Source organism: Actinoplanes sp. KI2 (assembly GCF_025630775.1).
GTDB lineage: Bacteria > Actinomycetota > Actinomycetes > Mycobacteriales > Micromonosporaceae > Actinoplanes.
Genome location: NZ_JAOSZE010000009.1, coordinates 98,347 through 124,052 on the forward strand (window position 1 = coordinate 98,347; position 25,706 = coordinate 124,052).

28 protein-coding genes, 1 pseudogene and 1 riboswitch are annotated in these 25,706 nt (G+C 71.3%); of the genes and pseudogenes, 21 read left to right on the forward strand and 8 right to left on the reverse strand.

Annotation, left to right across the window (positions count from 1 at the left end; translation table 11 throughout):
- The first annotated feature begins 31 nt into the window (after positions 1–31).
- The 6 genes from ODJ79_RS11460 (at position 32) to ODJ79_RS11485 (ending at position 4,855) form a co-directional block, all read left to right on the forward strand.
- Positions 32–580, forward strand: a complete 549-nt coding sequence (locus tag ODJ79_RS11460; RefSeq protein ID WP_263023357.1) for a hypothetical protein — start codon at positions 32–34, stop codon at positions 578–580.
- 12 nt (positions 581–592) lie between these two features.
- Positions 593–708, forward strand: a riboswitch (SAM riboswitch).
- A gap of 13 nt (positions 709–721) precedes the next feature.
- A complete protein-coding gene (locus ODJ79_RS11465; RefSeq protein WP_263023358.1) occupies positions 722–1,282 on the forward strand; it encodes a GNAT family N-acetyltransferase in 561 nt (186 codons plus the stop codon).
- A 246-nt stretch (positions 1,283–1,528) separates the two neighbouring features.
- Positions 1,529–2,632, forward strand: a complete 1,104-nt coding sequence (locus ODJ79_RS11470) for a YbhN family protein (RefSeq protein WP_263023359.1) — start codon at positions 1,529–1,531, stop codon at positions 2,630–2,632.
- Positions 2,633–2,692: 60 nt separating this feature from the next.
- Positions 2,693–3,442 (forward strand): polysaccharide deacetylase family protein, encoded by a 750-nt coding sequence (locus ODJ79_RS11475; protein ID WP_263023360.1) that lies wholly within the window; start codon positions 2,693–2,695, stop codon positions 3,440–3,442.
- A gap of 145 nt (positions 3,443–3,587) precedes the next feature.
- The gene (locus ODJ79_RS11480; RefSeq protein ID WP_263023361.1) at positions 3,588–3,968 is read left to right on the forward strand and encodes a BlaI/MecI/CopY family transcriptional regulator; all 381 of its coding nucleotides are present in this window, start codon (positions 3,588–3,590) and stop codon (positions 3,966–3,968) included.
- The gene (locus tag ODJ79_RS11485) at positions 3,965–4,855 is read left to right on the forward strand and encodes a M56 family metallopeptidase (RefSeq protein ID WP_263023362.1); all 891 of its coding nucleotides are present in this window, start codon (positions 3,965–3,967) and stop codon (positions 4,853–4,855) included. Before ODJ79_RS11480 ends, ODJ79_RS11485 begins: the two co-directional genes overlap by 4 nt.
- 52 nt (positions 4,856–4,907) lie before the next feature.
- On the opposite strand, the gene ODJ79_RS11490 is transcribed toward ODJ79_RS11485, so the two are convergent.
- Positions 4,908–5,558, reverse strand: a complete 651-nt coding sequence (locus ODJ79_RS11490) for a DedA family protein (RefSeq protein ID WP_263023363.1) — start codon at positions 5,556–5,558, stop codon at positions 4,908–4,910.
- A 30-nt stretch (positions 5,559–5,588) separates the two neighbouring features.
- The gene (locus ODJ79_RS11495; protein ID WP_263023364.1) at positions 5,589–6,914 is read right to left on the reverse strand and encodes a DUF2252 domain-containing protein; all 1,326 of its coding nucleotides are present in this window, start codon (positions 6,912–6,914) and stop codon (positions 5,589–5,591) included.
- 86 nt (positions 6,915–7,000) lie between these two features.
- On the opposite strand from ODJ79_RS11495, the gene ODJ79_RS11500 reads away from it, so the two are divergent.
- Positions 7,001–7,735, forward strand: coding sequence for a hypothetical protein (locus ODJ79_RS11500; protein ID WP_263023365.1), 735 nt, complete (start codon positions 7,001–7,003; stop codon positions 7,733–7,735).
- Positions 7,736–7,848: 113 nt separating this feature from the next.
- Positions 7,849–8,250, forward strand: a complete 402-nt coding sequence (locus tag ODJ79_RS11505; protein WP_263023366.1) for a hypothetical protein — start codon at positions 7,849–7,851, stop codon at positions 8,248–8,250.
- Positions 8,251–8,259: 9 nt separating this feature from the next.
- Here the strand turns inward: ODJ79_RS11505 and rph are convergent, their stop codons facing one another.
- Entirely contained in the window at positions 8,260–10,749 is a 2,490-nt protein-coding gene (rph, locus tag ODJ79_RS11510; protein ID WP_263023367.1) for a rifamycin-inactivating phosphotransferase, read from the reverse strand.
- Between the two features lie 113 nt (positions 10,750–10,862).
- Entirely contained in the window at positions 10,863–11,483 is a 621-nt protein-coding gene (locus ODJ79_RS11515; RefSeq protein ID WP_263023368.1) for a carboxymuconolactone decarboxylase family protein, read from the reverse strand.
- A gap of 121 nt (positions 11,484–11,604) precedes the next feature.
- Here ODJ79_RS11515 and ODJ79_RS11520 point away from each other — a divergent pair, with 121 nt between their 5' ends.
- Entirely contained in the window at positions 11,605–13,263 is a 1,659-nt protein-coding gene (locus ODJ79_RS11520) for a S8 family serine peptidase (RefSeq protein ID WP_263023369.1), read from the forward strand.
- Between the two features lie 89 nt (positions 13,264–13,352).
- Here the strand turns inward: ODJ79_RS11520 and ODJ79_RS11525 are convergent, their stop codons facing one another.
- On the reverse strand, positions 13,353–13,640 hold the full coding sequence (locus tag ODJ79_RS11525) for a hypothetical protein (RefSeq protein ID WP_263023370.1): 288 nt from the start codon (positions 13,638–13,640) through the stop codon (positions 13,353–13,355).
- On the opposite strand from ODJ79_RS11525, the gene ODJ79_RS11530 reads away from it, so the two are divergent.
- The 8 genes from ODJ79_RS11530 (at position 13,632) to ODJ79_RS11565 (ending at position 18,149) form a co-directional block, all read left to right on the forward strand.
- On the forward strand, positions 13,632–14,165 hold the full coding sequence (locus ODJ79_RS11530) for a sensor histidine kinase (protein ID WP_263023371.1): 534 nt from the start codon (positions 13,632–13,634) through the stop codon (positions 14,163–14,165). The two genes, ODJ79_RS11525 and ODJ79_RS11530, sit on opposite strands and share 9 nt — an antisense overlap.
- Positions 14,166–14,170: 5 nt before the next feature.
- Complete coding sequence (locus ODJ79_RS11535) at positions 14,171–14,308, forward strand: hypothetical protein (protein WP_263023372.1); 138 nt, start codon at positions 14,171–14,173, stop codon at positions 14,306–14,308.
- 96 nt (positions 14,309–14,404) lie between these two features.
- Positions 14,405–14,539, forward strand: a complete 135-nt coding sequence (locus tag ODJ79_RS11540) for a hypothetical protein (RefSeq protein WP_263023373.1) — start codon at positions 14,405–14,407, stop codon at positions 14,537–14,539.
- Positions 14,536–15,243, forward strand: coding sequence for a cytochrome b N-terminal domain-containing protein (locus ODJ79_RS11545; RefSeq protein ID WP_263023374.1), 708 nt, complete (start codon positions 14,536–14,538; stop codon positions 15,241–15,243). The genes ODJ79_RS11540 and ODJ79_RS11545 overlap by 4 nt, the downstream gene beginning before the upstream one ends.
- On the forward strand, positions 15,240–16,193 hold the full coding sequence (locus tag ODJ79_RS11550; protein ID WP_263023375.1) for a hypothetical protein: 954 nt from the start codon (positions 15,240–15,242) through the stop codon (positions 16,191–16,193). The genes ODJ79_RS11545 and ODJ79_RS11550 overlap by 4 nt, the downstream gene beginning before the upstream one ends.
- Before the next feature lie 132 nt (positions 16,194–16,325).
- Positions 16,326–16,811, forward strand: a complete 486-nt coding sequence (locus ODJ79_RS11555) for a glutathione peroxidase (RefSeq protein ID WP_263023376.1) — start codon at positions 16,326–16,328, stop codon at positions 16,809–16,811.
- A gap of 220 nt (positions 16,812–17,031) precedes the next feature.
- Positions 17,032–17,823 (forward strand): class I SAM-dependent methyltransferase, encoded by a 792-nt coding sequence (locus ODJ79_RS11560; RefSeq protein WP_263023377.1) that lies wholly within the window; start codon positions 17,032–17,034, stop codon positions 17,821–17,823.
- A 44-nt stretch (positions 17,824–17,867) separates the two neighbouring features.
- A complete protein-coding gene (locus tag ODJ79_RS11565) occupies positions 17,868–18,149 on the forward strand; it encodes a hypothetical protein (RefSeq protein ID WP_263023378.1) in 282 nt (93 codons plus the stop codon).
- 30 nt (positions 18,150–18,179) lie between these two features.
- Here ODJ79_RS11565 and ODJ79_RS46995 read toward each other — a convergent pair whose 3' ends face one another.
- Complete coding sequence (locus ODJ79_RS46995) at positions 18,180–18,560, reverse strand: nuclear transport factor 2 family protein (protein WP_317620658.1); 381 nt, start codon at positions 18,558–18,560, stop codon at positions 18,180–18,182.
- A gap of 6 nt (positions 18,561–18,566) precedes the next feature.
- Positions 18,567–19,403 (reverse strand): annotated as a pseudogene (locus tag ODJ79_RS11570) (SDR family oxidoreductase); the annotation flags it as partial.
- Positions 19,404–19,457: 54 nt separating this feature from the next.
- Between ODJ79_RS11570 and soxR the strand changes: the two are divergent.
- The 4 genes from soxR (at position 19,458) to ODJ79_RS11590 (ending at position 23,845) form a co-directional block, all read left to right on the forward strand.
- Positions 19,458–19,853: a redox-sensitive transcriptional activator SoxR gene (gene soxR / locus ODJ79_RS11575; RefSeq protein ID WP_263023380.1), complete on the forward strand. Its 396-nt coding sequence runs from the start codon at positions 19,458–19,460 to the stop codon at positions 19,851–19,853.
- A gap of 248 nt (positions 19,854–20,101) precedes the next feature.
- Positions 20,102–21,337: a spermidine/putrescine ABC transporter substrate-binding protein gene (locus ODJ79_RS11580; RefSeq protein WP_263023381.1), complete on the forward strand. Its 1,236-nt coding sequence runs from the start codon at positions 20,102–20,104 to the stop codon at positions 21,335–21,337.
- A 74-nt stretch (positions 21,338–21,411) separates the two neighbouring features.
- A complete protein-coding gene (locus tag ODJ79_RS11585; RefSeq protein WP_263023382.1) occupies positions 21,412–22,398 on the forward strand; it encodes a glycoside hydrolase family 5 protein in 987 nt (328 codons plus the stop codon).
- Positions 22,399–22,408: 10 nt separating this feature from the next.
- Positions 22,409–23,845, forward strand: coding sequence for a hypothetical protein (locus ODJ79_RS11590; protein WP_263023383.1), 1,437 nt, complete (start codon positions 22,409–22,411; stop codon positions 23,843–23,845).
- 2 nt (positions 23,846–23,847) lie between these two features.
- On the opposite strand, the gene ODJ79_RS11595 is transcribed toward ODJ79_RS11590, so the two are convergent.
- The gene (locus ODJ79_RS11595; RefSeq protein WP_263023384.1) at positions 23,848–25,635 is read right to left on the reverse strand and encodes a sigma-54-dependent Fis family transcriptional regulator; all 1,788 of its coding nucleotides are present in this window, start codon (positions 25,633–25,635) and stop codon (positions 23,848–23,850) included.
- Between the last annotated feature and the right edge of the window lie 71 nt (positions 25,636–25,706).

The window sequence follows — 25,706 nt, forward strand, 5'->3', positions numbered from 1 at the left end:
GGGGATGGGCGCCGGCTGCCATGATCAGCTCATGGTTGTCGGCGACACCCCCGTGCCGGGTGATGTGGTGTATCGGTGGTCGCCCTGGCGCTACCTGGCCGCGATGGTGGTGATCGGCTTCGTTGCGACGGCCGTCCCGTGGCTGACCCTGTCTCTGCTGTACTCGGCAATCGCCGGCGGGTCAGCCCTACGGTCGGCTCCGGGCCTCGCCGTTTATATAACTATTTATACAATTTTCTTCCCCACCTTTTCCCTGCTGTATACCCGTAGTCGACCGGCAGCGTTGAGCTTCGGCAGCGACGGGATCGAGCTGGCCGCTGAGCGGCGGGATGCGGTCGTGGTGCCGTATGGTGCCGTGACGAGTGCCCGGGTCCGGTGGATGTGGCCGGTCGCGGTGCTCGACGTTGTGCTCGATCCCGCTGACGAATGGCGGGTGTTTCGAGTCGACCGCGATGGCCGCCGGCCGATCCGGAAACGCAGGGGTGATCAACTGCGTTTCTCCATGCCGATCGCGGGACTGGGAGCGTCGACGGCCGACATCCGGTCCCAGCTTCGGGCCAGGCACGTGTCTCGATGTTAGGGTCACGGCGAAGGTCATGAGTGCCAGCGCACAGCCCCGGCTTGCTGGCCGGCAACCCTCCGCCTCGCGGGCGGGGTGCTCCGGGTGACGACCAGGCCGGGCATGACCGTGCCCGGCAAGCCGCGAGCGAGGAGCTCTGCCGTGCCCATCGTCTTCAGTCCGGCCGGTCTCGGTGACGCCGACCGCATCGCCGCCCTGCACGCCGACAGCTGGCGGCGTCACTACCGGGGCGCGTACGCCGACGCCTACCTCGACGGCGACCTGCTGACCGACCGCCTTGCGGCCTGGTCGTCGCGCCTGGCCGACCCCGCCGGGACCCGGACGATCGTCGCCGAGCGCGACGGCGACCTGCTCGGCTTCGTGCACGTGGTCTTCGACGCCGACCCGCGCTGGGGCAGCCTCGTCGACAACCTGCACGTGGCCCACCCCGACCACCGCGCCGGCATCGGCACCGAGCTGATGAGGCACGCCGCCCGGGCGGTGCTCGCCGAGGCCGGCACGCCCGCGCTGTACCTGTGGGTGCTCCAGCAGAACACCCGGGCCCAGGCGTTCTACCGGGCCGCCGGTGGCAGCCAGGTGGAGACCGGCGTCGCCGCCGCCCCGGGCGGCGATCCGGCGCTGCTGAACGGGACGCCCGCAAAGTTCCGGATGTCCTGGCCGGACGCCACCCGCCTGCTGGAACGGGACGGCCAGGACGGCTAATGGGTCCAGGACGCCCCCACGGCGTCGCGCCCGTGTCCGATCATCGATCCATGCCCTCATCGATACCACCGGCCGGGCCGCCGGCTGGTGGAGATCTCGCCGGCGCCGCCGCCGGATCAGAGGCCTGTCCTGGTACGAGCCTCGGCAACGGGCTTCTTATGCCACTCTTACGAAATCCGCACCGATGCCTTAGCTGCGGTGTCGAAGGTGGACGTGTCCGCCACGACACCGATGACAGAGGCCATCATGATCCGGATCGATCGCGGCTGGTGGAAGCTGCCGGTGCTGGCGGTGGCGGCCTGCCTGGCGTACGTCGAGCTGCGCGGCCACCTGCCCGGCGCCGGCGAGATGTGGGCGGCGCTGCGGCACGCCGACCGGGGGTGGCTGGCCGCCGCCGTGGCCCTGCAGGTCGTCTCGACGATGGCGTTCGCCGAGCAGGGGCGCCGGCTGCTGGGCGCCTTCGGGGTCGGCATCCGGGCCCGGACGTCGGTCGCCGTGATGTTCGCCCGGTCCGCGATGGCCACCGGCCTGCCCGGCGGCTCGGCGGTCGCGGCAGCCTACGGCTACCAGCAGTTCCGTGCCCGCGGGGCGAGCCGCCCGGTCGCCGGTGCGGTCACCGTGCTGTGCGGTGTCGCGTCCGTCGCGGGTCTCGCCGCGCTGTACGCGGGGGACGCCCTGGTCGAGGCCGGCCCGGTGGCGGCGACCTCGGCCGTGGTGGCGGTGGCCGCCCTGGTGCCGGCGGTCCGCCGGGCACGCCGCCGCCCGGACCGCTCGCCGGCCGCGGGCCGCCCGCCGCAGACGCTCCACGACACGGCCACGGCCCCGACGGGCCGACCGCCGCAGACGCTCCACGACACGGCCACGGCCCCGACGGGCCGACCGCCGCAGACGCTCCACGACACGGCCACGGTCCCGGTGGGCCGCCTGCGGCGGACGATCCGCGAGACGGCCGCGCTCGCCGCGCTCGTCCCGGCCCGGCGGTGGCTGCTGGTCCTGGCCCTCGCGGCGGTCAATTGGCTCAGCGATCTGCTGTGCCTGCTGGCCTGCCTGTACGCGCTGGGCTTGGCGGTGCCGATTCCGGTCGTGGGCGCGGCCTATCTGGGTGCGCAACTCGCCCGGCAGATTCCGGCGACGGCCGGCGGCATCGGCGTGATCGAGGCCGGTCTGATCCTGGCGATGACCACCACCGGCCAGGCGCCCGTCGCCGCCGCGACCGCCGCGGTCCTGACCTACCGGTTGATGTCCTGCTGGGCGCAGTTGCCGGTCGGGGCGGCCTGCTGGGCCGGGCTGCGCAGCCCGCGGCGACCGGCCGTCTTCGCCCTCCCCTCCGGTCACTTGACCGAGGCCTGAACTCCCTCTTTGGGGTGGCATTCAGCCGTTTCTCATGCCCGCCCGCCTAGCGTCCACCGCATGGAACGTCGCGATGCTCTGCGCGCGGTCACCGCCCTCACCCTTGGCACCGTGGCCGGTTGTTCGCCGACCTCGGGCACGCCGTCCTCGCCGGCGGTTCCGGCTGGCACGCCGGGCTCTGCTCGGCCGGCCGGCCCGGCCTCGCCCCCGCTGCCCGACGAGGTGCGGAACGGGCCGCGCGACCGCCCGCAGATCGCGCTGACCTTCCACGGCCAGGGCGACCCACGGATCGTGACCGCCCTGCTCGACGAGCTGAGACGCGGCCACGCCCGGGTCACCGTGCTGGCCGTCGGCACCTGGCTGGCCGCCAACCACGACCTCGGCCGCCGGGTGCTCGCCGACGGCCACGACCTCGGCAACCACACCCAGCACCACGCCAACATCAAAACCATGAAACCCCCGCTTGCGTACGCCGAGATCCGCGACTGCGCGCAAGAGGTGCACGCGGTCACCGGCTCGATCGGCCGCTGGTTCCGCCCGTCGCAGACGAGGTACGCCACCCCGACGATCAAGGAGGCCGCCCGGCGGGCCGGCTATCCGACCTGCCTGTCGTACGACGTGGACCCGCTCGACTTCACCGACCCGGGCTCGGCCGCGATCGTCTCCGCCACCCTGGCCGCCGCCCGCCCCGGCTCGATCGTCAGCCTGCACTGCGGCCACGAGGGAACCGTGGCCGCGATCGCCCCGCTGCTGGCCGGCCTCCGCGCCCGCGGCCTGCGCCCGGTCACCGCCACCGACCTGTTCGGATAGCCGTCGGCCTACCGCCGTGCGGCCGCACCATCCGGCGGCAACCGGCAGCTTCTCGCGGTCGGTGCGTTCATCGCCGCCCTGTCGCCGTGGCCGGGATCGTGCCGGTTCAGGCCCGCGCCGATATTCTGGGCCCGGAGGTCGGGACGTGACGACGAAGGACAGCCGGCGGCCGCCGGGGAGCCTCGAGGCCGCGGTCATGGGCGTTCTGTGGGCGGCGCAGGCCCCGATGACGGCGGCCGAGGTGCATCGGGAGGTCGGCGGCGACCTGGCCTACAACACCGTGCAGACCGTGCTGTTCCGGCTGCACGACAAGAAGTCGGTCGAGCGGCACCGGGCCGGCCGCGGGCACGTCTACTGGCCGGCCCGGGACGCCGCCGCGGCCGCCGCCTCCCTGATGAAGGAGGCGCTCGCCGATCGCGCCGATCGGCACGCCGTGCTCCAGCTGTTCGCCGAGTCCCTCGAGAAGTCCGACGCCGATCTGCTGCGCCAGTTGCTGGCCGGCACCGAGCAGCGGCGCCGGCCGTGACGGTCAGCGTCTACCTGCCGCTGGTGCTGGCGCTGCCGCTGGCCCTGCTCGCGCCGCGGGTCGCCGCCCGCGGCCGGCCCGGCCCCGCGGCGTGGGCGCTCACCGCCGCGGCGGTCGTCGCCGCCCTCGCGTCGACCTGGTCGCTGGCCCTGCTCGCGCTGACCATGCTGGATGACGTGCCGCCGCTGGCCGCGCTGGACGAGAACCCCGCGCTGGCGCTGCCCGAGCCGGTGCCCGGCCCGGTGGCGCTGCTCGCCGGGCTGCTGCTGACCGCCGGCGGCGCACGCCTGGCCGTCGACGCGCACCGGCGGATCGGCACGAACCGGCGGCTGCGGGCGATCGGCGAACCCGAGCACGATCTGGTCGTCGCCGACTGGTCGGCGCCGATCGCGGTCGCCGTTCCCGGTTCCCGCCGGCGGCCCGGACACCTGCTGGTCACCTCGGGCATCCTGCGGTCGCTGAGCCCGGACGAGCGGCGGGTGGTCTTCGCGCACGAGCGGGCGCATCTCGCCCACCGGCACCATCGGCTGACCGCTGCCGCCGGAGCGGCCGCCGCGGTGAACCCGCTGCTGATCCCGGTCCGCGCGGCGGTCGAGTTCCTGGCCGAGCGCTGGGCCGACGAGGACGCCGCCGCCGAGGTCGGCGACCGTGGCCTGGCGGCGCGGGCGGTGGCCCGGGCCGCCCTCGCGACCTCCGGCCCCGGCGCGGGGCCGGTGCTCGGCATCGACGGCGGCGCGGCGGTGCAGCGGGTCCGGGCGCTGACCCGGCCGGCCCCCGCCCCGCTGCTGCGCCACCTGGCCGGCCCGCTGCTGCCGGCGGCGTTCAGCGTGGCCGTCGCAGCGACGGCCACCAAGGAGTTCGTCGATCTCGCCCGAGCGTGGCTGTAGTCAGCGACGCCCCGGCGTGGCCGCAGGCAGCGACGCCCCGGCGTGGCCGCGGTCAGCGCCCGGCACCCCGGCTGTCGCCCGCGTGGGCGCGGCGCCGGCCGCGCAGGAACTCGACGGCGATCGGAATCACCGACAGCACGACGATGCCGACGAGGATGAACTCGATGTTGTTCTTCACGAAGGCGACCTGGCCGAGGAAGTAGCCGAGGATCGTCACGCCGGTGGCCCAGACCGCGCCGCCGACAACGTTGTAGATCAGGAACGTCCGGTAGTGCATGCGGCTCGCGCCGGCCGCGATCGGGGTGAAGGTCCGCACGATCGGCACGAAGCGCGCGAGCACGATCGAGCGGGCGCCGTACTTGGCGAAGAAGGCACCGCCGCGGGCCAGGTTCTCCTGTTTGAACAGCCGCGAGTCGGGCCGCCGGAACAACCCGGGACCGAACCGTCGCCCGAACAGGTAGCCGAACTGGTCGCCGGCCACCGCCGCGGCCGACGTCAGCGCACACATCAGCCAGAGCGGCACGTGCAGGTAGGTGCCGCCGGCCACCAGCAGCCCGGCAGTGAACAGCAGCGAGTCGCCGGGCAGGAAGAACCCGATGAGCAGCCCGGACTCGGCGAACACGATGGCCAGGATGCCGATCAGCCCGAAGGTGGAGATCAGCTGTTGGGGATCGAGGAACGACGGGCCTATCGCAACCGTCATGGCATCGGGGTCCCTCTCGATCGGCGTCCGTCAGGTCACTGGAGCAGTGCCCGGTCCCGCCGACGGCAAACCTACAGCGTGTAGGAGCTCTCGATGATCGCGGATGGTCTGATCGGCGTACGCGACGGCGAACTGTGCCATTGCCTCGTCGAACCGTTTGCCCTTGCCGAGGTAGCCGGCGATCGCCATCGCGTCGCCGGTGCGGGCGTGCGAGCGGGCCAGGACGTGCGCGCATCGCTCGGCGAACGGCACGAGAACGGGCGCGATCAGCTCGGCGCTCGGTATGACCTTCATGTCCCGGAATTGGCGTACATAGAAGTCGAGACCTCGCACGCTGGTCCAGCCCAGGAAGATGTCGCTGGCCGCCTGGATGTGCCGCTTGCCGCGGATGACCCGCTCGCCGTGGCTCGGATAGGGACTCGGGCCGAGATGCTGCTCGTACACCGACGGGCCGGCCTGTTTGATCTGCAGGAACAGCGGTTCGGTGCCGTTGCGGCCCAGCAGCAGCACCAGGTACACCTGCATGCCGACGCTGCCGACGCCGACGACCTGGCGGACCACGTCGACGAGCGTGAACCGGTCGAGCAGGCCGCGCCGCTCGTACGGCAGGCTGTCGCGATACGCCTGCACGGTTTCCGCGGCGAGGCCGGCCTCGGGCAGGCGCACGCGGGTGGGCGGGTCGTCGACGATCCGCAGCTGCCCGTCCACCACCCGGGTCAGCTTCCGGGCCGCGCCCGCGCTGGTCCGCCGGCGGGCGCGCCTGGCCAGCCGCGCCGACTGCTGTTCCTGCTCCTCGGGGCCGAACAGCTCGAGCAGCCGGTCGGCGGTGATCACGTCGTACCAGATGGTCAGCTCGTCGGCGGTCGAGTAGAACGCTATCCGGTCGCGGTAGGCGCGCAGGGCGGCGCGCACCGCGGCCACGCCGGCCTTCTCGGGGAGCCCGGTGTCCCGGGCGAGCACCACCAGGCTGGCCAGATAGCGCTTGACGTCCCACTCGAACGGGCCGCGCCGGGTCTCGTCGAAGTCGCGCAGGTCGAAGGAGAGCTGCCGCTCCGGGGTCGCCCACAGGCCGAAGTTCAGCACGTGGGCGTCGCCGCACAACTGCACGTCGATCCCGGTGTGCGGGGCGGCGGCGAGGTCCGCCGCCAGCACCGCCGCCGCGCCGCGGTAGTAGGTCCACGGCGAGGCCGACATCCGCGACATCCGGATCGGCACGAGATCCGGCACCCGGGTCTCGTTCTGCGCCAGGACGGTGCCGAGCGCGTCGTGGCCCCGCTGCGCCGGATCCCAGTCGGCCAGGCTCGGCAGCGGCACCCGGTCGCGAGCCGCTCGGCCGAGCGCACGCCGTTCGTCCATTCTCCGGAACGTACGGCAGCTCGGCCCGGCGGTGCATCACCTGCCGCGGGTGAGGCCGAACCCGGATCTCATGGCATCATCTCGATGTGCCGGCCCGTACGATTCGGATCCGCTCGGTCGACACCAATCCGGTGTCGTTCCCGAACCGCCTTCTCTCCCGGCCGCTGTCGCCCGCCGACCGGTTCGCGAAGTGCGCCACCGTGGTGACCCAGCTGTACAGCGTGCACCTCGACCGGGGAACGCCGCTGGTCGCCAAGACGTCCTGGGTCCGGTTCATCCCGACGGAGATGACCGAGGCGCCGGTCTTCTCGGCGGTGCCGGCCGACGCCTCGCTCGGTCTCGGCGAGGTGCACGAGGTCCCGTACGATCGCAAGGTCCTTGATCTTCCGGACCCGGAGCGCCGGGCGGCGATCCTGGATTGGCTGCAGGCCAACCTGATCTCCCTCGCCGAGGCGCTCGGCTGGGACCGGGCCCCGCTGACCGAGGCCTACGAGTCCTGTCGGCGCGACGAGCTCCGCTTCCGGCAGCGCGGCGCCGCCAAGACCAGCCCCGACCGGCAGCACAAGGCGTACCCGGAATTCGAGATCGACGGCGACGGCGACGGCTGGTCGTGGGTGGTCGTCACCGACCCCCGCGGCGCGGTCGAGGCGGAAAGCGACCGCCGCGACTCACTGCCGACCGCCACGGCCGCCGGACGGGTCCTCAAGTCGCTGCGCTGGGACGGCGACACCGTCACCTGGACCCCGTGGACCGACGATGTCGCCCCCCGGGGACACGACAGCTGGGTCGGCCACGTCGAGCGATTCGCCGCCCCGCGCTGATTTTCGCCCGTTTCAGCGCCGCGTCAGTGCCGCTCCAGGCGCCGCTGCCATCGTCGCCGGTAGGGACGGCGGGCGGGTGAGGCGCGGCCGCCGCACGAGGGGAAGGGCATCTGATGTACCACAAAATCGGCGGCGTCGCTCCGGTGGCGCTGGCCCTGGTTCTCGCCGCGCCGGCGGTCGCCGCGGTCGCGGCGCCGGCCGAGTACACGATGAACCTCAGCAAGAGCGCGGCGACGGTGCAGGCCGGCGGCCTGGGATCAACGCTGATCACGTTCACCGAGCCGTCCAGGTTGGAGAACACCCGGGTCACGTTGAGCGTGACCGGTCTGCCGCCCGGCGTGACCGCCGGCTTCTTGCCGGCCAAGCCGTGCCTCTGCGGCAGCTCGATCATGTTCCTGCGCACGTCGTCGTCCACCCCGGCCGGGACCTCGGCGCTCACCGTCACCGCGATCACCATCAGCAGCGACCCGATCGGCACCACCGCGCCGTTCAGCCTGACCGTCACCGGCGGCTAGCCAGGCGCGTCAGGGCAGGATCTCGACGTAGCCCTCGCTGCCGTGCACGCGGATCCGCTGCCCGTCGGCGATCAGGCGGGTCGCGCCGGCGACACCGACCACGGCCGGCAGGCCGTACTCACGGGCGATCACCGCGCCGTGCGTCATCAGGCCGCCCACCTCGGTGACCAGGCCGGCGACCGCCACGAACAGGGGTGACCAGCTGGGGTCGGTGCAGGCGGTGACCAGGATGTCGCCGGCCTCGAGGTCGGCGTCGGCCATGTCGAGGATGACCCGGGCCCGGCCCTCGATCGTGCCGGCCGAGACCGGCAGGCCGATCAGGGCGCCGGCCGGCGCGTCGCCCCGGCGGTAGGCGCCCGGGATGGCCTCGCCCTCGGACGTGAGCAGCCGGGGCGGGGTGAGCGCCTGGTACGCCCGGAACTCCTCCCTGCGACGCCGGACGAGCCGATCGTCGCACTGCCCGGTGCGGACGACCTCGTGCAGCTCCGGGAAGGTGAGGTAGTAGATGTCTTCCCGGTCGGCGAGCACACCGGCCCGCACCAGGCGGTCGGCCTCGGCCAGCAGGGCCTGCTTGTAGACGAAGTAGCGGCTGATGATGCCGTATTTCGGGTACTCGCGATAGCCGATGAAACTGCGGAGACGGTCGATCATCCGTACCGTCTGATCGGCCTTTTCCGCGCCGTCGGGCAGGGCCCGCAAGCGTTCCAGGACCTCCCGCCGCTTGTCCTCGGCCTGCCGCCGGCCCTGCTCGAAGCGCCGGGCGGCGGCGCCCGGCGGGAAGAGCCTGATGTTGTCGAGGATCAGCGGCACGAGCGTGGTGGGGCGCTCGCTCCAGCGTGGCCGGGTGATGTCGATCTCGCCGGCGCAGCGCATGCCGTAGCGGTCCAGGTAGCCCTGGATCGCGTCGCGCGGGCCGGCCGGCAGCTCGGCCAGGAAGCCGTCGTCCTCGACGCCGCGCAGGAATGCGACCACGTCGGGGTACGGCCGGATCGCGTCCGCGACGTCGAGCAGCGCCAACCCCATCTCGGACGTGACGTTGTTCGGCGCGGACAGGGTGAGCGTGTCGGCCGCGTTCGGCTCGCCCAGCCAGTCCCGTAGGTGATCGTTGAGCCACCAGGTGGCGCCCATGCCCGCCATGATCGCCTGCAGGCTCAGCGGATCGGTGAGCACCCGTTTGTGCTCCTCGAAGGCCTCCCCCAGGAAGTCGAACAGCGCCGGCCCGGTCTTGCCCGCGATGTCGCGCCGAAGGGCCGCCAGGGACGCCTCGCTGCGCTCGATCAGCCCGGTGACGATGGCCGGATCGGTCTCGATCGGGGGGTTCGCCGGGTGTGCCGGCGGCGGGGCGGCGCCCGGGGCCTCCCGGATGAAGCCGCGCTCGAGGACCGTCTCCAGCGCGTCCCGGAACAGCGGATCGCCCCGGCCCACCAGGTCCAGGAAAGCGGCGCGGCCGGGCGACGCCAGCTGCGGGGTGGCGTCGACGAACAGCCGCCCGCCGGCCTCGTGAAACGTCGCCATCGCGGTCAGCCGCCACAGGGACAGGCCGAGCGGCCTCATGGCGTCGGTCATCATCTGCTGGTGTCCGACGGAGAGATAGACGCGGTTCTGGTCGTCGGCGGCCGCGGGGACGGGGAACAGGGTGGTGATCGGCCGGCTCTGCACGATCGAGAACTCGTCGCCGGCCAGGCACCATTCGATGTCCTGCGGGCGGCCGAAGTGCGCCTCGATCCGCCGTCCGAGCCGCACGAGCCGCACGACCTGGGCGTCGGTCAGCGCGGGCGGTTCGGCGACGACCGTCCGGCCGACGATCTCGCCGTCCCGTACTCGATAAAGGTCGGGGTTCACCTGGCCGGAGACCAGGGCCTCGCCGAGTCCGAAGCCGGCGTCCACGGTGGCGACCTTCCGATTGCCGGAGACCGGATCGGCCGTGAACAGGACGCCGGAAGCGTCCGCGGAGACCATGTGCTGGACGACCACGGCCATGTCGACCTTCCGGTGGTCGAAGCCGTTGCGCATCCGGTAGATCACGGCCCGCTCGGTGAACAGCGACGCCCAGCACCGGGCGACGTGCCCGAGGACCGCCGGGCCGGCGACGTTCAGATAGGTGTCCTGCTGGCCGGCGAACGAGGCGGTCGGCATGTCCTCGGCGGTCGCGCTGGACCGGACGGCGTAGCTGACGTGCTCGTCGACCGCCCCGGTGACCGCCGCCGCCAGGCCGGCGGGGATGGCGACCCCCTCGATCGCCCGGCGGACCTCCGCGCTGATCGTCCGGATCGCCTCGCCGTCGGCCGGATCGAGGCGGGCCAGCCGGTCCAGGTGGTCGCCGATCGACGGCACCTCGGCCAGGACATCCCGGAAGGCGGCGGTGGTCAGGCAGAACCCGGGAGGCACGCGGACGCCGTCGACTCGCGACAGCTCCCCGAGGTTCGCGCCCTTGCCGCCGACGATCGCGGCCTGTTTCTCGCCCACCTCGTGCAGGTCCAGCACATGCCGCTCGGTCATTCCGATGCCCCATATCCGCAGGTCGTGGACTACGGTGGACGATTCTGCAGTATGACAGGGGCCTTGCCGCAAGACGCCCGGTGCGTTATACCTTGGAGTGGGAGGTAGCGCGGCTACTCCGCCCACGTCGGCGGCTGGTACCCCTCCTCCAGCTGGACGCCCAGCGAGTTCAGCGTCCCGGCCAGCATCGAGTACTGACCGACCAGCAAACAGATCTCGATGAGCTGCGCCGCCGGGTACCGCTCGGACATGGCCGCCCAGGTGGGATCGCTCAGGCGATGGTCGGTCACCAGCTCGTCGGCGGCCCGCAGCAGCAGCGCGCGGAACGGGTCCCGATCCTCGCCGGCGCAGTCGTCTCCGGCACGGTCCTCGCCGGCACGGTCCTCGCCGGCACAGTCGCCGCCGGCACGGGCCTCGCCGGCACGGTCGGCCGCCAGCACGGCCAGGTCGTCGTCGGTCAGGCCGGCGGCGCGGCCGATGACCTCGTGATGCGTCCAGATGTACGGGGCCCGGCAGCGCCAGGCGACCCGCATGATGAGCAGTTCCCGGGCCCGCGGGTCGGCCGGCAACAGTTGCAGCAGCCGCTGCCCGAACGGCAGCAGGTCGGCGAAGACGTCGGGGCTGCGCACCAGGGTGGCGTAGATGCCGAGCTCCGCGCCGGCCTGGACGATGAGCGCGGCCTGCCGGTCGTCGCGTTCCTGCGGGGGCAGCGGCGGCACTCTGGTGTTCGACATAGGGTCGCGATTTTAACGCGGCGACCCGGTCCGCGAGGACAGAAGTTGACAGCGGCAGTCCTGGCGCTCGGGGATCTTTTACGGTGGGATCCTTCGAAACAACCTCCAGAGGAGCGATTCCATGCGAAGACGCCTCACCGCCGGGGCCGTCGTCACCGCGACCGGCCTGGCCTTCCTGACCACGGTGCCGGCGGCCGCCACCGCGGCCCCGTCGGCCGCGGTCGACTACACCGTCGTCGCGGCCGACGGGGTCTCCGCGGCGGACGCCGCGGCGGCCATCTCCGCCGCCGGCGGCACGATCGTCAGCCGCAACGACGCCGTCGGGGTCTACCGGGTCACCTCGGCCGACACGAAGTTCGAGAGCAGGGCCGCGGCCTCCGGCAAGCTGATCGGGGCGAGCGCGCGCAAGGCCATCGGCTACGCGCCGAACTCCGTCGAGCGGGTCGAGACCGGCCTGAACAAGCGGACCGGCGGAACGGGCCAGCACGGGCCGGCCAGGATGGACCCGCTCGACGACAAGCTGTGGGGCCTGTCGATGATCCAGGCGGATCGGGCCCGCCGGATCGAGGCCGGCGACCACGGTGTCACGGTCGGCATCCTCGACACCGGGCTGGACGCCTCCAACCCGGACCTGGCGCCCAACTACAACGCCCGGCTGTCGCACAACTTCGCGCCGGACATCCCCGCCATCGACGGGCCATGCGAGGTGACCGGCTGCCTCGACCCGACCGGCACCGACGACGACGGGCACGGCACGCACACCGCCGGCACCATCGGCGCCGCGGCCAACGGCGTCGGCCTGTCCGGCATCGCGCCGAACATCTCGCTCGTCGAGCTCAAGGGCGGCCAGGACTCGGGGTACTTCTTCCTCGACCCGGTGGTCAACGCGCTGACGTACGCGGGCGACCACGGCATCGACATCGTCAACATGTCGTTCTACGTGGACCCCTGGCTCTACAACTGCACCGCCAACCCGGCGGACAGCGCCACCGACCAGGCGAGCCAGCGAGCGATCATCACGGCCATGCGCCGGGCCCTCGAGTATGCGCACCGCCGCGGCGTGACGATGTTCGCCGCGCTGGGCAACAACCATGAAGACCTTGGTGCTCCGCGTACGGACACCTCGAGCCCCGACTACGGCGGCACGCCCTACAGCCGCCCGATCGACAACAGCACCTGCTGGGATCTGCCGGTCGAGGGCCCGCACGTGATCGGCGTCTCGTCGCTCGGCCCGTCCGGCCGCAAGTCGGACTTCTCCAACTACGGCACGGAGCAGATCTCGGTGTCGGCCCCCGGCGGCTGGTACCGCGACGGCTTCGGCACCCCGACCTTCCAGACCGTCGGCAACGAGATCCTGTCCACGTACCCGGTCAAGGTCCTCAAGGAGCAGGGCCTGGTCGACGCCGACGGCAACGTGACGGCGGAGGGCGCCGGCTCGGTCTACAAGGACTGCACCAAGGCGGGCGTCTGCGGCTACTACACGTACCTGCAGGGCACCTCGATGGCCTCGCCGCACGCGGCGGGCGTGGGTGCGCTGATCGTGAGCCGCTACGGGCTTCCCGACTTCCGCAACGGCGGCAAGACCATGCTGCCGGCCCTGGTCGAGCTCCAGCTCTACCGCACCGCGGCCGAGCACGCCTGCCCCGAACCGCGCCTGCAGTCGTACGCGCAGGAGGGCCGATCCACCGAGTTCGACGCCACTTGCACCGGCAGCAAGCAGTTCAACAGCTTCTACGGGTACGGCATCGTGGACGCGTACGCGGCGGTCGGCGGCCGTTGACCTTGAGGTGATACGAACGGGTCAGGCGGCGCGTCCCCGCGCCGCCTGGCCCCGGTGGTGATCGACTGCGGGCGCCCTGGTTGTACTGGTCAGGGGCCGGTGCGAGCGCCGCCGCTGCCTCCCGCGCCGCCATTGCCACCGCCCGCGCCGCCGCCCGCGCCGGCCGTGGCGGTGGGTAGCGGGGCGGCGAGATCGGCGATGACGACGGTCAGCCCGCCGGTGACCTGCGTGTAGGTCGGGCCGGAGGCGCCGATCGTGACGGCGGCCGTGCTCAGCTTCCCGTTCCGGTCGACCTGCACCGTGTAGCCCCGGCCGCGCGCGGTGAGCGCGGAGGTCGGCACGACGAGCCCGGTGGCGACGCCGGTGGGATGCAGCACGACGGTCGCTCCGGCGCCGTAGGCGAGACCGGTCCCGCCGTGCTGGTCGGCGCCGGCCTGTCCGCGTTGCTGGCCGTCTCCGGGCTGTGGCAGGTCACCGAGCGGTCCGCGCCGCGGGTGCTGCTGCTCATCCCGGTCTGCCTGCTGTTCACCACGGCCGCCCTAACCCTGCGCGAGGCCGCCCACCAGCGGCACCGAGAGCGGACCTGGGAGCTGATCTCGCAGATGCGCCCGCTCGCCCTGGACGGCCTGGGGCTCTCCGCCGCGCTGGAGGACCTGGCCCGGCACACCGGCGACGCGGGCGAGTTGGACATCCGCGTACAGGTGCCGCTGCTGCCGCGGCTGCCGGCCGACGCCGAGGCGATGATCTACCGGATCGTGCCGGAGGCGCTCACCAACGCCGCCCGGCACCCCGGCGCGCACAAGGTCGAGGTCGAGCTGCACGTCGACGGCGCCGACCTGGACATCGTCATCCAGGACGAGGGGCCGGCGCGGCCGGCCGGTTCACGCCCGGCCATGGACTGACCGGCATGCGCGAGCGCGCCGAGATTCTCGGCGGCACGCTGATCGTCACTCCCGGCGGTCCAGGCACGACGGTCCGGCTGCACGTTCCGCAGATCATGACGGCCGCCGACGACGCGCCCGCCGACTCGCCCCCGCGGCGCTGACCGACGCCCTATCGGGACAGGACCAACGGCACTTCACCGTCGGTGCGCAGAGGGTCACTGTCTCCCCAAGGTACGTCGTCAATGAGGAGGCTCGTCATGAATCATCCTGGCTACTACCTCCATTGGGGCGTGATCCAGGTTTCGGCCGCCAACCTGATCGTGATCGCCCTGATGATCATCGTCTTCATCGCGGCGTTGTTCGTGCCCTTCCCCGGGCGGAGAGGGTCATGAGCGCCGACCGTGCGGCCCCGGACGCCGACATGTGGACGGCCAGGCTCCGGAGCCGGGCAGTAGCCGCACTGCCGCCGGAAAAGCTGCTGCCGGACCGCCAGCCGGCCTACGTCGCGTCGTGGATCTACGTCTTCGGCGTACTGACGCTGGCCGCGCTGCTCATCGTGCTGGCCACCGGCACGCTCCTGACGCTCGCCGGACCGCAGTGGTATCACACGTCCAGCGCCGGCCACTTCGTCAACAGCCTGCATCTGTGGAGCGTGGAGCTGTTCTTCTTCGTCATGGTGATCCACCTGTGGGGCAAGTTCTTCATGGCGGCCTGGCGCGGTCACCGGGCCTTGACCTGGGTCACCGGCGCCATCGCTTTCCTGGGATCAATCGGGACCGCGTTCACCGGATACCTCGTGCAGTCCAACTTCGACGCGCAGTGGATCTCGACTCAGGCCAAGGACGGCCTCAACTCGGTCGGCGTCGGCGCGTGGTTCAACGTGCTCAACTTCGGCCAGATGCTGCTGTTCCACGTGGTCCTGCTGCCGCTGGTGGTCGGCGTGATCGTGGTGCTGCACGTCCTGCTGGTCCGCCGGCGCGGGGTGGTCCCGCCGATCGGCGCGCTCCCCGAGGCGCAGGCGGCGCCACCGCCAACCGACGGCGAGGCAGCGGCCCCGACGACAGTGACGAGCCCGGCGGAGGAGGTGCGGTCATGACGCGCGCGAGCAGGCGGGCCGAAGAAGATCGCTATGCGGCGCCCTGGACCGGCGCCTACCGCCGGTACGACCTGGTCAAGGAGTTCGTGGCCGCGCTGGGTGTGATGGCTCTGCTCACCATCGTCCTCGCCGCGGTGTTCAGCTCCCCCGACCGCAAAGGCATCTCGCTGGCCGAATGGGCCCGGAACGCTCCGGGCGACTTCGCCGTCACCGCGGTCGCGGAACTGGACGGCACCAGCGGCACCGCGACCTACGGCGCCCCGTACACCGACGACCCCACCGCCGGGCAGAAGCTCGGGCCGCTGCCCCTGCAACGCTGGGGCGGGGTGCGGCACCCGGTGGACACCGCGAACGACTTCGTACTCAACCCGCTGTCCGCCGTCACCGGCAACCCGGCGCTGACCGCCGCGCTCGGGCAGTACCGCAGCGCGGACGTCAAGCAGCAGCAGGCCTGGACGCAGGCGTACGCCGACGCGCTGGACAAGGCCCCCGACAACGACCCCGCCAAGGTCGCCGCGGGCGACTACGGGCCGGTGCCCGTGCTGATCGGCGAGCTCTCCGGCCTGGCCCGCTCCGGCGGTCTCGAGGGCCAGTTGCTCACCCAGGAGGCGGTGTACCAGACCAATTACACCAAACCGCTGCTCTTCCTCGCCGACGGCAGCTATCTGGAGGACCAGGCCCGGGCCGAACACCTCGGCGGCGACCAGTGGGGCATGATGAACGAAACCGGTCGTTATCCCGGTCAGGCCTGGCTGTGGCTCTACACCTTCTGGTACCAGATCAAGCCGTTCTCCACCTCCGACAACGCGGACGCCTTGGTCTGGGGCCTGATGATGCTGCTGTCGCTCGGCCTGGTGCTGGTGCCCTTCATCCCCGGGCTGCGAGCGCTGCCCCGCCGACTCGGCGTGTACCGCCTCGTCTGGCGCGACTACTACCGACACCGCGGGTGACGCCACCCGGCGCCGGCTGTCGAGTCACGGACACGTCGGCCGGCGCCGGTGGTGATCCGGGAAGACTTTCCCGGACTCCTTCGGTGGCCCGCTGGATCCACCCAGCCTGACACGAACACTATTCTGATCTTCATGACGATTTTCGACGTGACGGTCCCCGGCGGGACCGACCCCTCGATCCAGCTCGGCCCTCGTCCCGGCGTCGCCACCCTGGTGGTGAACGTGGCGTCCAAGTGCGGTCTGACGCCGCAGTACAACGGCCTCGAGCGACTGCAGGAGCGGTACGCCGACCGCGGCTTCACCGTCCTCGGCGTCCCGTGCAACCAGTTCGGCGGCCAGGAGCCGGGCACCGCCGACGAGATCGCCGAGTTCTGCTCGGCCACCTACGGCGTCACCTTCCCGCTCACCGAGAAGATCGAGGTCAACGGCGACAACCGGCACCCGCTCTACGCCGAGCTGGTGTCCGTGCCCGACGCCGAGGGCTACACCGGCGACATCCGCTGGAACTTCGAGAAGTTCCTGGTCGGCCCGGACGGCACGGTCGTACGCTTCGGCCCCCGCACCGAGCCCGAGGACGCCGCGGTGGTCAGCGCGATCGAGGCAGCCCTCCCGGCCTAGACGATCTGGTCGCCGACCAGGTGCGGGCACTGGCCGGCGGACAGGCCGGACGGCGCCGTCGTGTCGGTGGCCACCCGGGTGGCGGCCCGGGCGGCCAGGCCGGCGTCGCCGGAACCGTCGTACCCCGATGGGACGATCGCGGGATGCTACCGAGCTAATTGCCGTGAGGCTCCGCTAAAGCTGTTGTTGAGCGCCCCCGTCCGTCAATACGGTGGGCGTCGTGACGGCGGATCTGTTCGACGCGGCAGCGATGTACGACGATGACTACCTGCATTTCTTCGCCTCCTCGGAGGGCGACAGCGCACCGACGCACGGTCCCGTGGTGGGAACGGCGTACGCCGCCACGTCGGCCATCACCGACCTCGTCTGGCGGCTGCTGGATCTGCAACCCGGGATGAGCGTGCTCGATCTGGCCTGTGGCCACGGCACGCTGGCCAACGCCCTGGCCGCCCGCGGTTGCGAGGTTACCGGCCTCGACTCGTCGGCGGTGTTCCTCGACCGGGCCCGCACCGACGCCACGGCGATGTCCGTTGACGTCGAGTACGTCTTGGGCGACATGCGACAACTTCCGGCCTGGACCGGCCGGTTCGACCGTCTGGTCAACTGGACGACGGCCTTCGGATACTTCGACGACCCCACCAACCGCACCGTCCTGGCCGAGATGGCGCGCGTCCTGCGGCCCGGCGGGCGGTTGGCCATGGATTTGGACAACTTGCCGAGGTTCCTGGCGTCATACACCCCGTCCCGGATCACGGCGACCCTGGACAACGGTGACATGCTTGTCGACCGCCACCACTTCGACCCGCTGACCGGGCGTTTCGAGGTCGAACGCACGGTGGTTCGCGACGGTCGAGCCCGCAGACTGACCTTCCTCAAGCGATTGTTCGGCTTTCCCGAACTGCGCGACTGGTGTACGGCCGCGGGGTTCACCACCGTGACAGGGCTCGGCGAAGACGGCGAGCCACTGAACATCCGACACAACCGGATGATAGTGATTGCGGACCTTCCCTAGCACCGTTGCTCGGGCGGCCGTCGGCCGTTGGCTAGCCTCGAACCGTGGTGGATGATGGCCTGGCTGACGTTCGCGCCTCGGTCAGGGTGCTGTCGGAGATGTTCGGCCAGTGTGCCGACTGCATGATCCGGGCCGACCCGGCCGACCTCGAACGCTGCCGCGCGGTCGGCAAGGCGCTGCGCGCGATGCCGACCGTTGACGACCGCGTTCTGTACCTGGTGGGGCAGTTGGAGGCGCTGGTCCGCGATCGGGATCCGTTCTGGAGCAACGTGGGCGCTATCGCCCTGGTGCTCGGCGACCTGGACACCGCCCTCCGGCCGGACTGACTGACAAAGCTCGAGCCGGAGCCGGGCCGATCAGTGCGGCTGGGTCGGAGGATCGAAGTAGCTGACCTCCTCACGGACGATCGCGCCGCCGGCAACGGTGTACAGGGACAGTTTCGTCGCCTCGGTGCGCCGCCCGGTCGGGCGGTGGGTCTGGTCGAAGGTGAACCTGACGGCGAAGCGGTCGCCGCCGACGAACGGGCCGTCGGCGGTCACGGCGTGGATTTCCAGGTCGGCGGTCAACCGCTCGGCGTTGGCCATGATGTCGGGCAGGCCGCGCAACTCCGTGCGCTCGCCGCCGGTCTCGGCAGGCGCGACCCGGACCAGGCCCGGGTCGATGAGCGTCAGCGCGCGGTCCATCCGCCCGGCGCGGTACGCCTCGACGTAGCGCCGGGCGACCTCTCCGACCGGCAACGGCCGGAAGTCGGCGGCGTGGTCGCGGGCCCACGACGCGAAGGGACGGGCCGGCGATCCGGTCAACTGCCGTACCGTGTCCGTCACCGGCTCCGGCGTGGCGACCAGCGAGGCCCAGTACGCCAGGGCGGCGTCGGCAAAGCCGGGCTCCGCCCAGCTCAGCATTTCCGCCCGGGCCTCGTCGTGTCCAGCCTCCTCGGCCGACACCGGCAGACCGGCCGATGCCCCGATGAGCCGTACCTGCTCGGCCTGCGTGATCGCCGACGGTCCGGTCAGGATGTAGGCACGCCCGGCGTGGCCGGCCGATGTCATGGCGAGGACCGCGACGTCGGCGATGTCCCGCTCGTCGATCAGCGACCGGGCCGCGTGCAGGTACGGGACCCGGACCGGTCGCCCGGACCGGATCGCCGGTGCCCATTGCAGCGTGTTGGTCGCAAAACCGCCGGCACGCAAGAACGTCCAGTCGGCGCCGCTGCGCCGGATCGCATCCTCGACCTGGCCCCACACGCCGTTGCGCTCGGGCGGGGCGTCATCGCGCACACTCATCGCCGAGACGTACACGACCCGCCGCCCGGGCCGGCCGATCACCGCCGCGACATCGTCGATGCCGTCGGCCGCCATGAAGGGCCACACCAGCAGTACCGCGTCGACGTCCCGGACAGCGGCGCGGAGGGCGTCGAGGTCCCGGATGTCCGCGCCGATGCCGTCCACACCCGCGGGCAGGTCGCTCACGTCGCGGGCCAGCCCGCGCACCGCCACGCCCCGGTCGCGCAGCATTCGGACCACGTGCCGACCGATGTTGCCGGTCGCCCCAATTACCAGGCTCTGCTTGACGTCTGTCATGACGGCCATGCTTGGTGGTGAACCAAGGTTCAAGTCAAGCGCTACGCTGGCCCGGTGACGGCCGACACGATGCGGATGCTCACGATCGGCGAAATGTCACGCCGAAGCGGTGTCGCCGCCTCGACGCTGCGCTTCTACGAGCGGCAAGGCCTGATCAGCAGCCACCGCACGGCGGGCAACCAGCGCCGCTACGACGACAATGCGCAGCGCCGGGTGGCGTTCGTGCGGGCCTCGCAGCGTGTCGGCATGGCCCTCGCCCAGATCAGCGAGGTCCTGGCGTTCCTGCCCGAGGGCACGGCCCCGACCCGGGCATTCTGGCAACGCGCTTCGCAGTGCTGGGGCAGGGCCGTGGACGAACGCATCGCCCGCCTGGAACGCGACCGTGAGCAGTTCACGGCCTGTGCAGGCTGCGGCTGCCTGTCCTTCGACACCTGCCGGCTGGTCACCTGACCGCCGGCGGCGATCACCAACAATCTTTCCCATTTCTCCCCTCTCTTATTCGCCCGCGACCGGTAACCCCTGAGAAACATTTGCGGCTATTCGGTACTCGGCGTTGACACGGCGGTCGGGAATAAATAGCGTTTCGCGACGACCAAGTCACTTCCCGCATTCATGGCTTCGCCGGTGTCGACACTTGGCAACTCCGCCGGCGAATTCGACATTTTCGCCACCCCACCCCCTCATCCGATCGGAGTTCGATGTCTGCCCCCGACGCCGCCCTCCTTCGTGGCCTGACCCAGCGCCGGCTCGGCCGGCGGGACGCACTGCGCATCTCCGGTCTCTCCGCCCTCGGCGCAGCCCTCGCGGCCTGCGGCGTGCAGGGCAGGGCGACCCCCGGCGCAAGTGCGGCCCCCGACGTGGTTCAGAAATTCTGGTCCGGAAAGGCCAAAACCGGCCACCTGGACTTCGCCAACTGGCCGCTGTACATGGATCCCAGCCACCCGGAACTCAAGAAATTCACCAAGGAAACCGGTATCACGGTGAGCTACAAGGAGGTCATCCAGGAGATGGGCCCCTGGTTCGCCAAAGTGCAGCCGGAACTCTCCGCGGGCGAGTCCATCGACTTCGACCTCATGGTGATCACCAACAGCGTGCAGTTCGCGCAGTTCCGCGATTCCGGCTTCCTGGCCCCGCTCGACCACGCCCGGCTGCCGAACTTCGCCAAGAACGCCGGCCCGGCCTACGCCAAGGAGGCGTTCGACCCGGGCAACGCCTACAGCGTGCCGTGGGCGTCCGGGATGACCGGTATTGCCTACGACGAGACCAAGACGAAGCGGCCGATCACCAAGATCGCCGACCTGTGGGACCCGGCCTTCAAGGGCAAGATCGGGATGTTCTCCGACACCCAGGAGATCGCCAACTTCGGACTGCTCAAGGCTGGCATCAAGCCCGGCGGGTCGGTCTCGGACGACTGGGACAAGGCCGCCGACGAGCTGGCGAAGCAGAAGCCGCTGGTGCGCAAGTACTACGACCAGGACTACATCGACGCGCTCAGCCACGGCGAGGTGTGGCTCACCCAGGCCTGGTCCGGCGACATCTTCCAGAAGAACCTCTCCGACGGTACGAACTTCAAGTTCGTCATTCCGGAGGAGGGCGGGACGATCTGGACCGACAACATGACGATCCCGGTCACCGCGAAGGCGCCGGTCGACGCGATCAAGCTGATCGACTTCTTCTACCGTACGGACATCGCGGCGTCGCTCGCCGAGTACATCAACTACGTCTGCCCGGTGCCGGCCGCCCAGGCCCAGATGAGGAAGGACGCGGCCAAGAAGTCCGGCGACGACAAGCAGGCGCTGCTCGACGTCGCGAACTCCAAACTGGTCTTCCCGCCCGCGTCGAGCTACGCGAAGCTGCACTACTACGTGACCTTCGAGAGCGTCGACGACCAGAAGACCTTCGAGAAGACTTTCGAGGCGGTCGTCCTGGGCTGACCTTGACATCCGCGCGATGAGCCGTCAATCATTCAAGAACTCGAATGTTTGCGTAAACATCGCGGGAGGCCCTGATGAGATCTCGGCGCATCCTGGGCGCGGTCGTGGCGGCGGCCGTGTCGGTGTCCGTGCTCGCGGTCGCGCCGGCGGCGTCCGCCGCCGCCACCAGCTTCCGCGGCGTCAACTGGGCCGACGCCCGGGACAACTACGTCGACGGCTGGGTCATCCCGACCGGCCTCACCGCCGCCGACAGTTACAGCACCGTCCGTGGCAAGGCCGACGGCATCCTGGCCGGCTTCCAGAGCCTGCTCGGTGCCAACACCCTGCGCCTGCCGGTCAACCCGCAGAGCGTCAACTCCACCTGGTGGGCGTCCTACAAGGGCGCCGTCGACTCCGCGCTGGCGCACAACATGAAGGTGATCCTCAGCTACTGGGAGGCCGACACCCACAAGGACGGCCTGGTCGACGACACCGCGGCGTGGAACACCATGTGGGACCGGATCACGTCCGACTACGGCGGCAACGGTAGCGTGTACTTCGAACCGATGAACGAGCCGTTCGGCTACAGCCTCGGCTCGTGGGTCTCGCTCTGCTCGGGCTGGCTCTCCCGGCACTCGGCCGTGCCGCGCGGCCGGGTCCTGATCAGCGGCACCGGCTACAACGACAACGTGACCGGCGTCGGTGCGTCGAGCGCGCTCAGCGGCACCCTGCTGTCGCTGCACTTCTACGGGTTCTGGGCGTCGGACACGACCCGGTCGGCGTGGACCGCCAACCTCACCAACCGCCTCGGGTCGTACTCGTCGCGCACGATCATCGACGAGGCCGGCGCGCCGATGACCACCGGACTCACCTACACCGGCGCGCAGAACCAGGACGGCAACGTCTTCACCGCGTACTTCGCCGCCACCACCGACCTCACCCGGAGCCGGCAGATGGGCATCGTCTACTGGCCGGGGCTGCGCTCCGGCGACAGCTACTCGATCACCCGGCAGAGCGGCTCCGGGCTGGCGGTGAACAACGCCTCGGGGGTTGCGCAGCTGCGCTGGGGCTGGGGCCTCTAAAGTCGGCTCGGTGGAGACTCCGAGCCAGCTTCTGCACAGGCTGACGTCCTACGAGGCCGGACGGGAGTGGGACGACGTCATCTCCGACCCGCGTCTCGTCCTCGATCTGAAACCCAACGACTTCGACCGCTTCCCGCTGTTCCACAAGCGGTACGCCGGGCACCTGCCGCGCGTCGAGCTGCCGCGTGACCTGCCGTCCACCGAGCCGTCGACCGTCGATGTGCTGGCCGGCACCGCGAAGGTGGCCGGCGGCGACCTGAACCTGCCGCACCTCGCCCGGCTGCTGTACCTGTCGGCCGGCGTCACGCGTACGTCCCCGCGGAGCAACGGGATCACCCACCTGTTCCGCGCGGCCGGCTCGGCCGGCGGCCGTTTCCCGCTCGAGGTCTACGTGCTCATCCCGGCGGATCTTCCGGGTCTTCCGGGCGGCGTGCACTGGTACGACCCGGCCGCGCACGCCCTGGTGCGGGTGGCGCCGACGCCGAGCGGCGGCGACGCGGCGATGGTGGTCACCGGCGTCCCGTGGCGGACCGGCTGGCGGTATCGCGAGCGCGGCTACCGGCACGTCTACTGGGACGCGGGCACGATGCTGGCCCAGACCCTGGCCCTGGCGCACTCCGCGGGGATCCCGGCGCGGCTCTACACCACGTTCCCCGACCGGGCGGTCACCGCGTTGGTCGGCGCGGACGGCGTACACGAATGGCCGGTCGCCGTGGTCGGACTCGGCTCGCGGCAGCCCGCGCTGACGCCGACCGGCCACGCGGTCGCCGGCGAGGTCGACCCGGATCCGCTGGAGTTCCCGCTGGCGACGGCGGCACAACGGGCCGGTGACATGACGGTGCTGGGCGCACCGTGGACGGAGGGCGACCCGGCCGACGTCCCGGAAGCGGGGGCCGCGCCGGTCGAGGCGGTGGTGCTCACCCGCGGCTCGCAACGGCGGATGGACCCGACCCGCGGGGTGCCGGAAAACGTGCTCACCACAGGCATGCGGGTGGCCGTGCGGGGCATCGAGCTGCCGCAGTTCGTGGCGGTGCACGACGTCGACGGCGTGGCACCGGGCGTGTACCGGTGGCCCGATCTCCGTACCCCCGTTCATGCGGGCAGCCGGCGCGCCGAGCTCTACCGGGTGTGCCTGGATCAGGGGCTGAGCCGGGACGCGGCCTTTGTGGTCATCACCGCGGCCGAGGTGGCGAGCCTGGACGACCGCCGGTACCGGGCTGCGCAGCTGGCCGCGGGACTGGTCGAGGGGCGACTGCACCTGCTTGCGTACGCGATGGGTGCGAGCGCGACCGGAATGACCTTCCTCGACAGTGAGATCCCGGCACTGGTCGGGGCACCGCTGGACGCACTGATCCTCACGTGCGTGGGGGTACCGGACTACCGGGCCACACCGGGTGGGCCGCCGGGGGCACCGGCCGGCGTACGCCTGATGCAGCACCGGGACTGAGACTATTTGGTGGGCGCGACGATCCCGTACTCGTGGATCTTGCGATAGATGGTGGCCCGGGACATGCCCAGCGCGGCGGCGGCCTTGACCTTGCTGCCGTCCCAGTCCAGCAGGCTGCGGACGATCGCGTCGCGCTCCATCGCCTCCAGCGGGCTCAGCAGGCGCCGGCTCACCGTGCGGCACTCCGGTGGCAGATCGCCCGGCTGGATGGCGCCGCTCCGGCGGTGCTGGACGATGTTGCGCAGCACCTGCCACAGCTGTTCGATGTTGCCCGGCCAGCTCGACCGGCTCAGCATCTGCATGGCCTCCCGGGAGCAGGTCAGCCGGCCGTCCGGGACGAGCCTGGTCAGGAAGAACGGGACCAGGGCCTGGACGTCCTCGAGGTGGTAGCGCAGCGGGGGCAGCTCCACCGTGCTCGGGAAGAAGCGCAGGAGATCCGCCAGCTCGCTGCCGTCGTGGCGCTGACTCAGGGTCACCGCCACCCAGGGGGTCGGGCCGTCGGCCCGGGCCTTCTCCAGCAGGCGGGCGAGCGACCGCAGGGTGGTGCCGGTCAGGCGGTCGGCGTGCTGGATGACGAGCGCGCCCTCGGTGGCGAGCTCGGTGCGGACCTCGCGCAGCCAGCGGCGGCCCGGTGCGGCGGCGTCGACCACGGCGAAGTGGACGCCGGGCTTGTCGTGCTGGTGGATGGCTCGGATCACGGCGAGCTTCCCGACGCCGGCCTCGCCCTCCAGGGCCAGCCAGTCGCCCGCGGCGTAGACCGATTTCACCTGGTGGCAGCCGCGGAGCCAGAGGCCGCCGGAGCCGACGAGGCCGGGGAGGAACATCCGCGGCGAGGGTGCCGCGTCCAGGCGTACGCCCGCGGGCCGCTCGGCCAGCTTCACGTGCACGACGCCGCCGCTGAGCCGGCCCTCGCCCCGGACCGGGCGGCAGAACATCCTCGCCTTCAGCCCGCTCGGCAGCTCCACCTCGGGTGACGCCGTCGGGTTGCGGGAGGCCAGCGTCTCGGCCGCCTGAGCCAGCAGCACCGCCTGCTCGGCCGGATCGAGCGCGTGCCGCGCATTGTCGTTCATCATCACGACGTCGTTGTTCAGGGCGAAGACAATTCCCGCCGTACGCCGGCAGGTGCGCAGATACTCCTGCAGGAGCTCCAGTTCACGGATGCCGCTGTCGGCCAGCAGGGCCTGCTGGATCTGCCCGGCGGTGGTCTTGGCGAGGGCGAGCAACAGCGGGTCGGCGTCCTTGCGCCAGCAGGTCAGGTCGACCGCGCCGACCGTCTTGCCGGAGATCGGGTGGTGGATCGGCACCCCGGCGCAGGCGAGATCCTCCAGGTGCTCGGCGTAGTGCTCGTGGCCGAAGACGTGCATGGGCCGGCCGCCCTCGAGCGCGGTGCCGATCCCGTTGGTCCCGACGTACTCCTCGGCGTAGCTGAAGCCGGGCGCCAGGTTGACCCGGTCGAGGTGGGCGTCGAGGTCGCGGCCCGCGTCGAGCCGGGTCAGCACGAGGCCGGCCGGGTCGGTCAGGATGATGCTGATCGGCTGGTTGTCGAGATCTTCCCGCAGATGGCGCAGCACGGGCAGGGCGCTGCGGGTGAGCGGCGTGTCCAGGTCGGGATCGCGCTGGTAGGTCAGGTCGATCCGGTCGGCGGCCACATTCCAGCGCCGGGACCGCCACCACGAGGCGAGGATCGCGTCGCGGACCTGATGCGGTTCCGTCTCTTCGGCCGTGAGGAACTGTTCGCGGGTCTTGGCCAGTCGTGCGCTCTCGGGTTCGGGCAAAGAAGCAGGTGGCATCGGCGCCCCCTTGTTTCAAGCTGGTTACACGCTACGCGAGCATCCGACCGCTCTCGTCTCATGTTGAGACC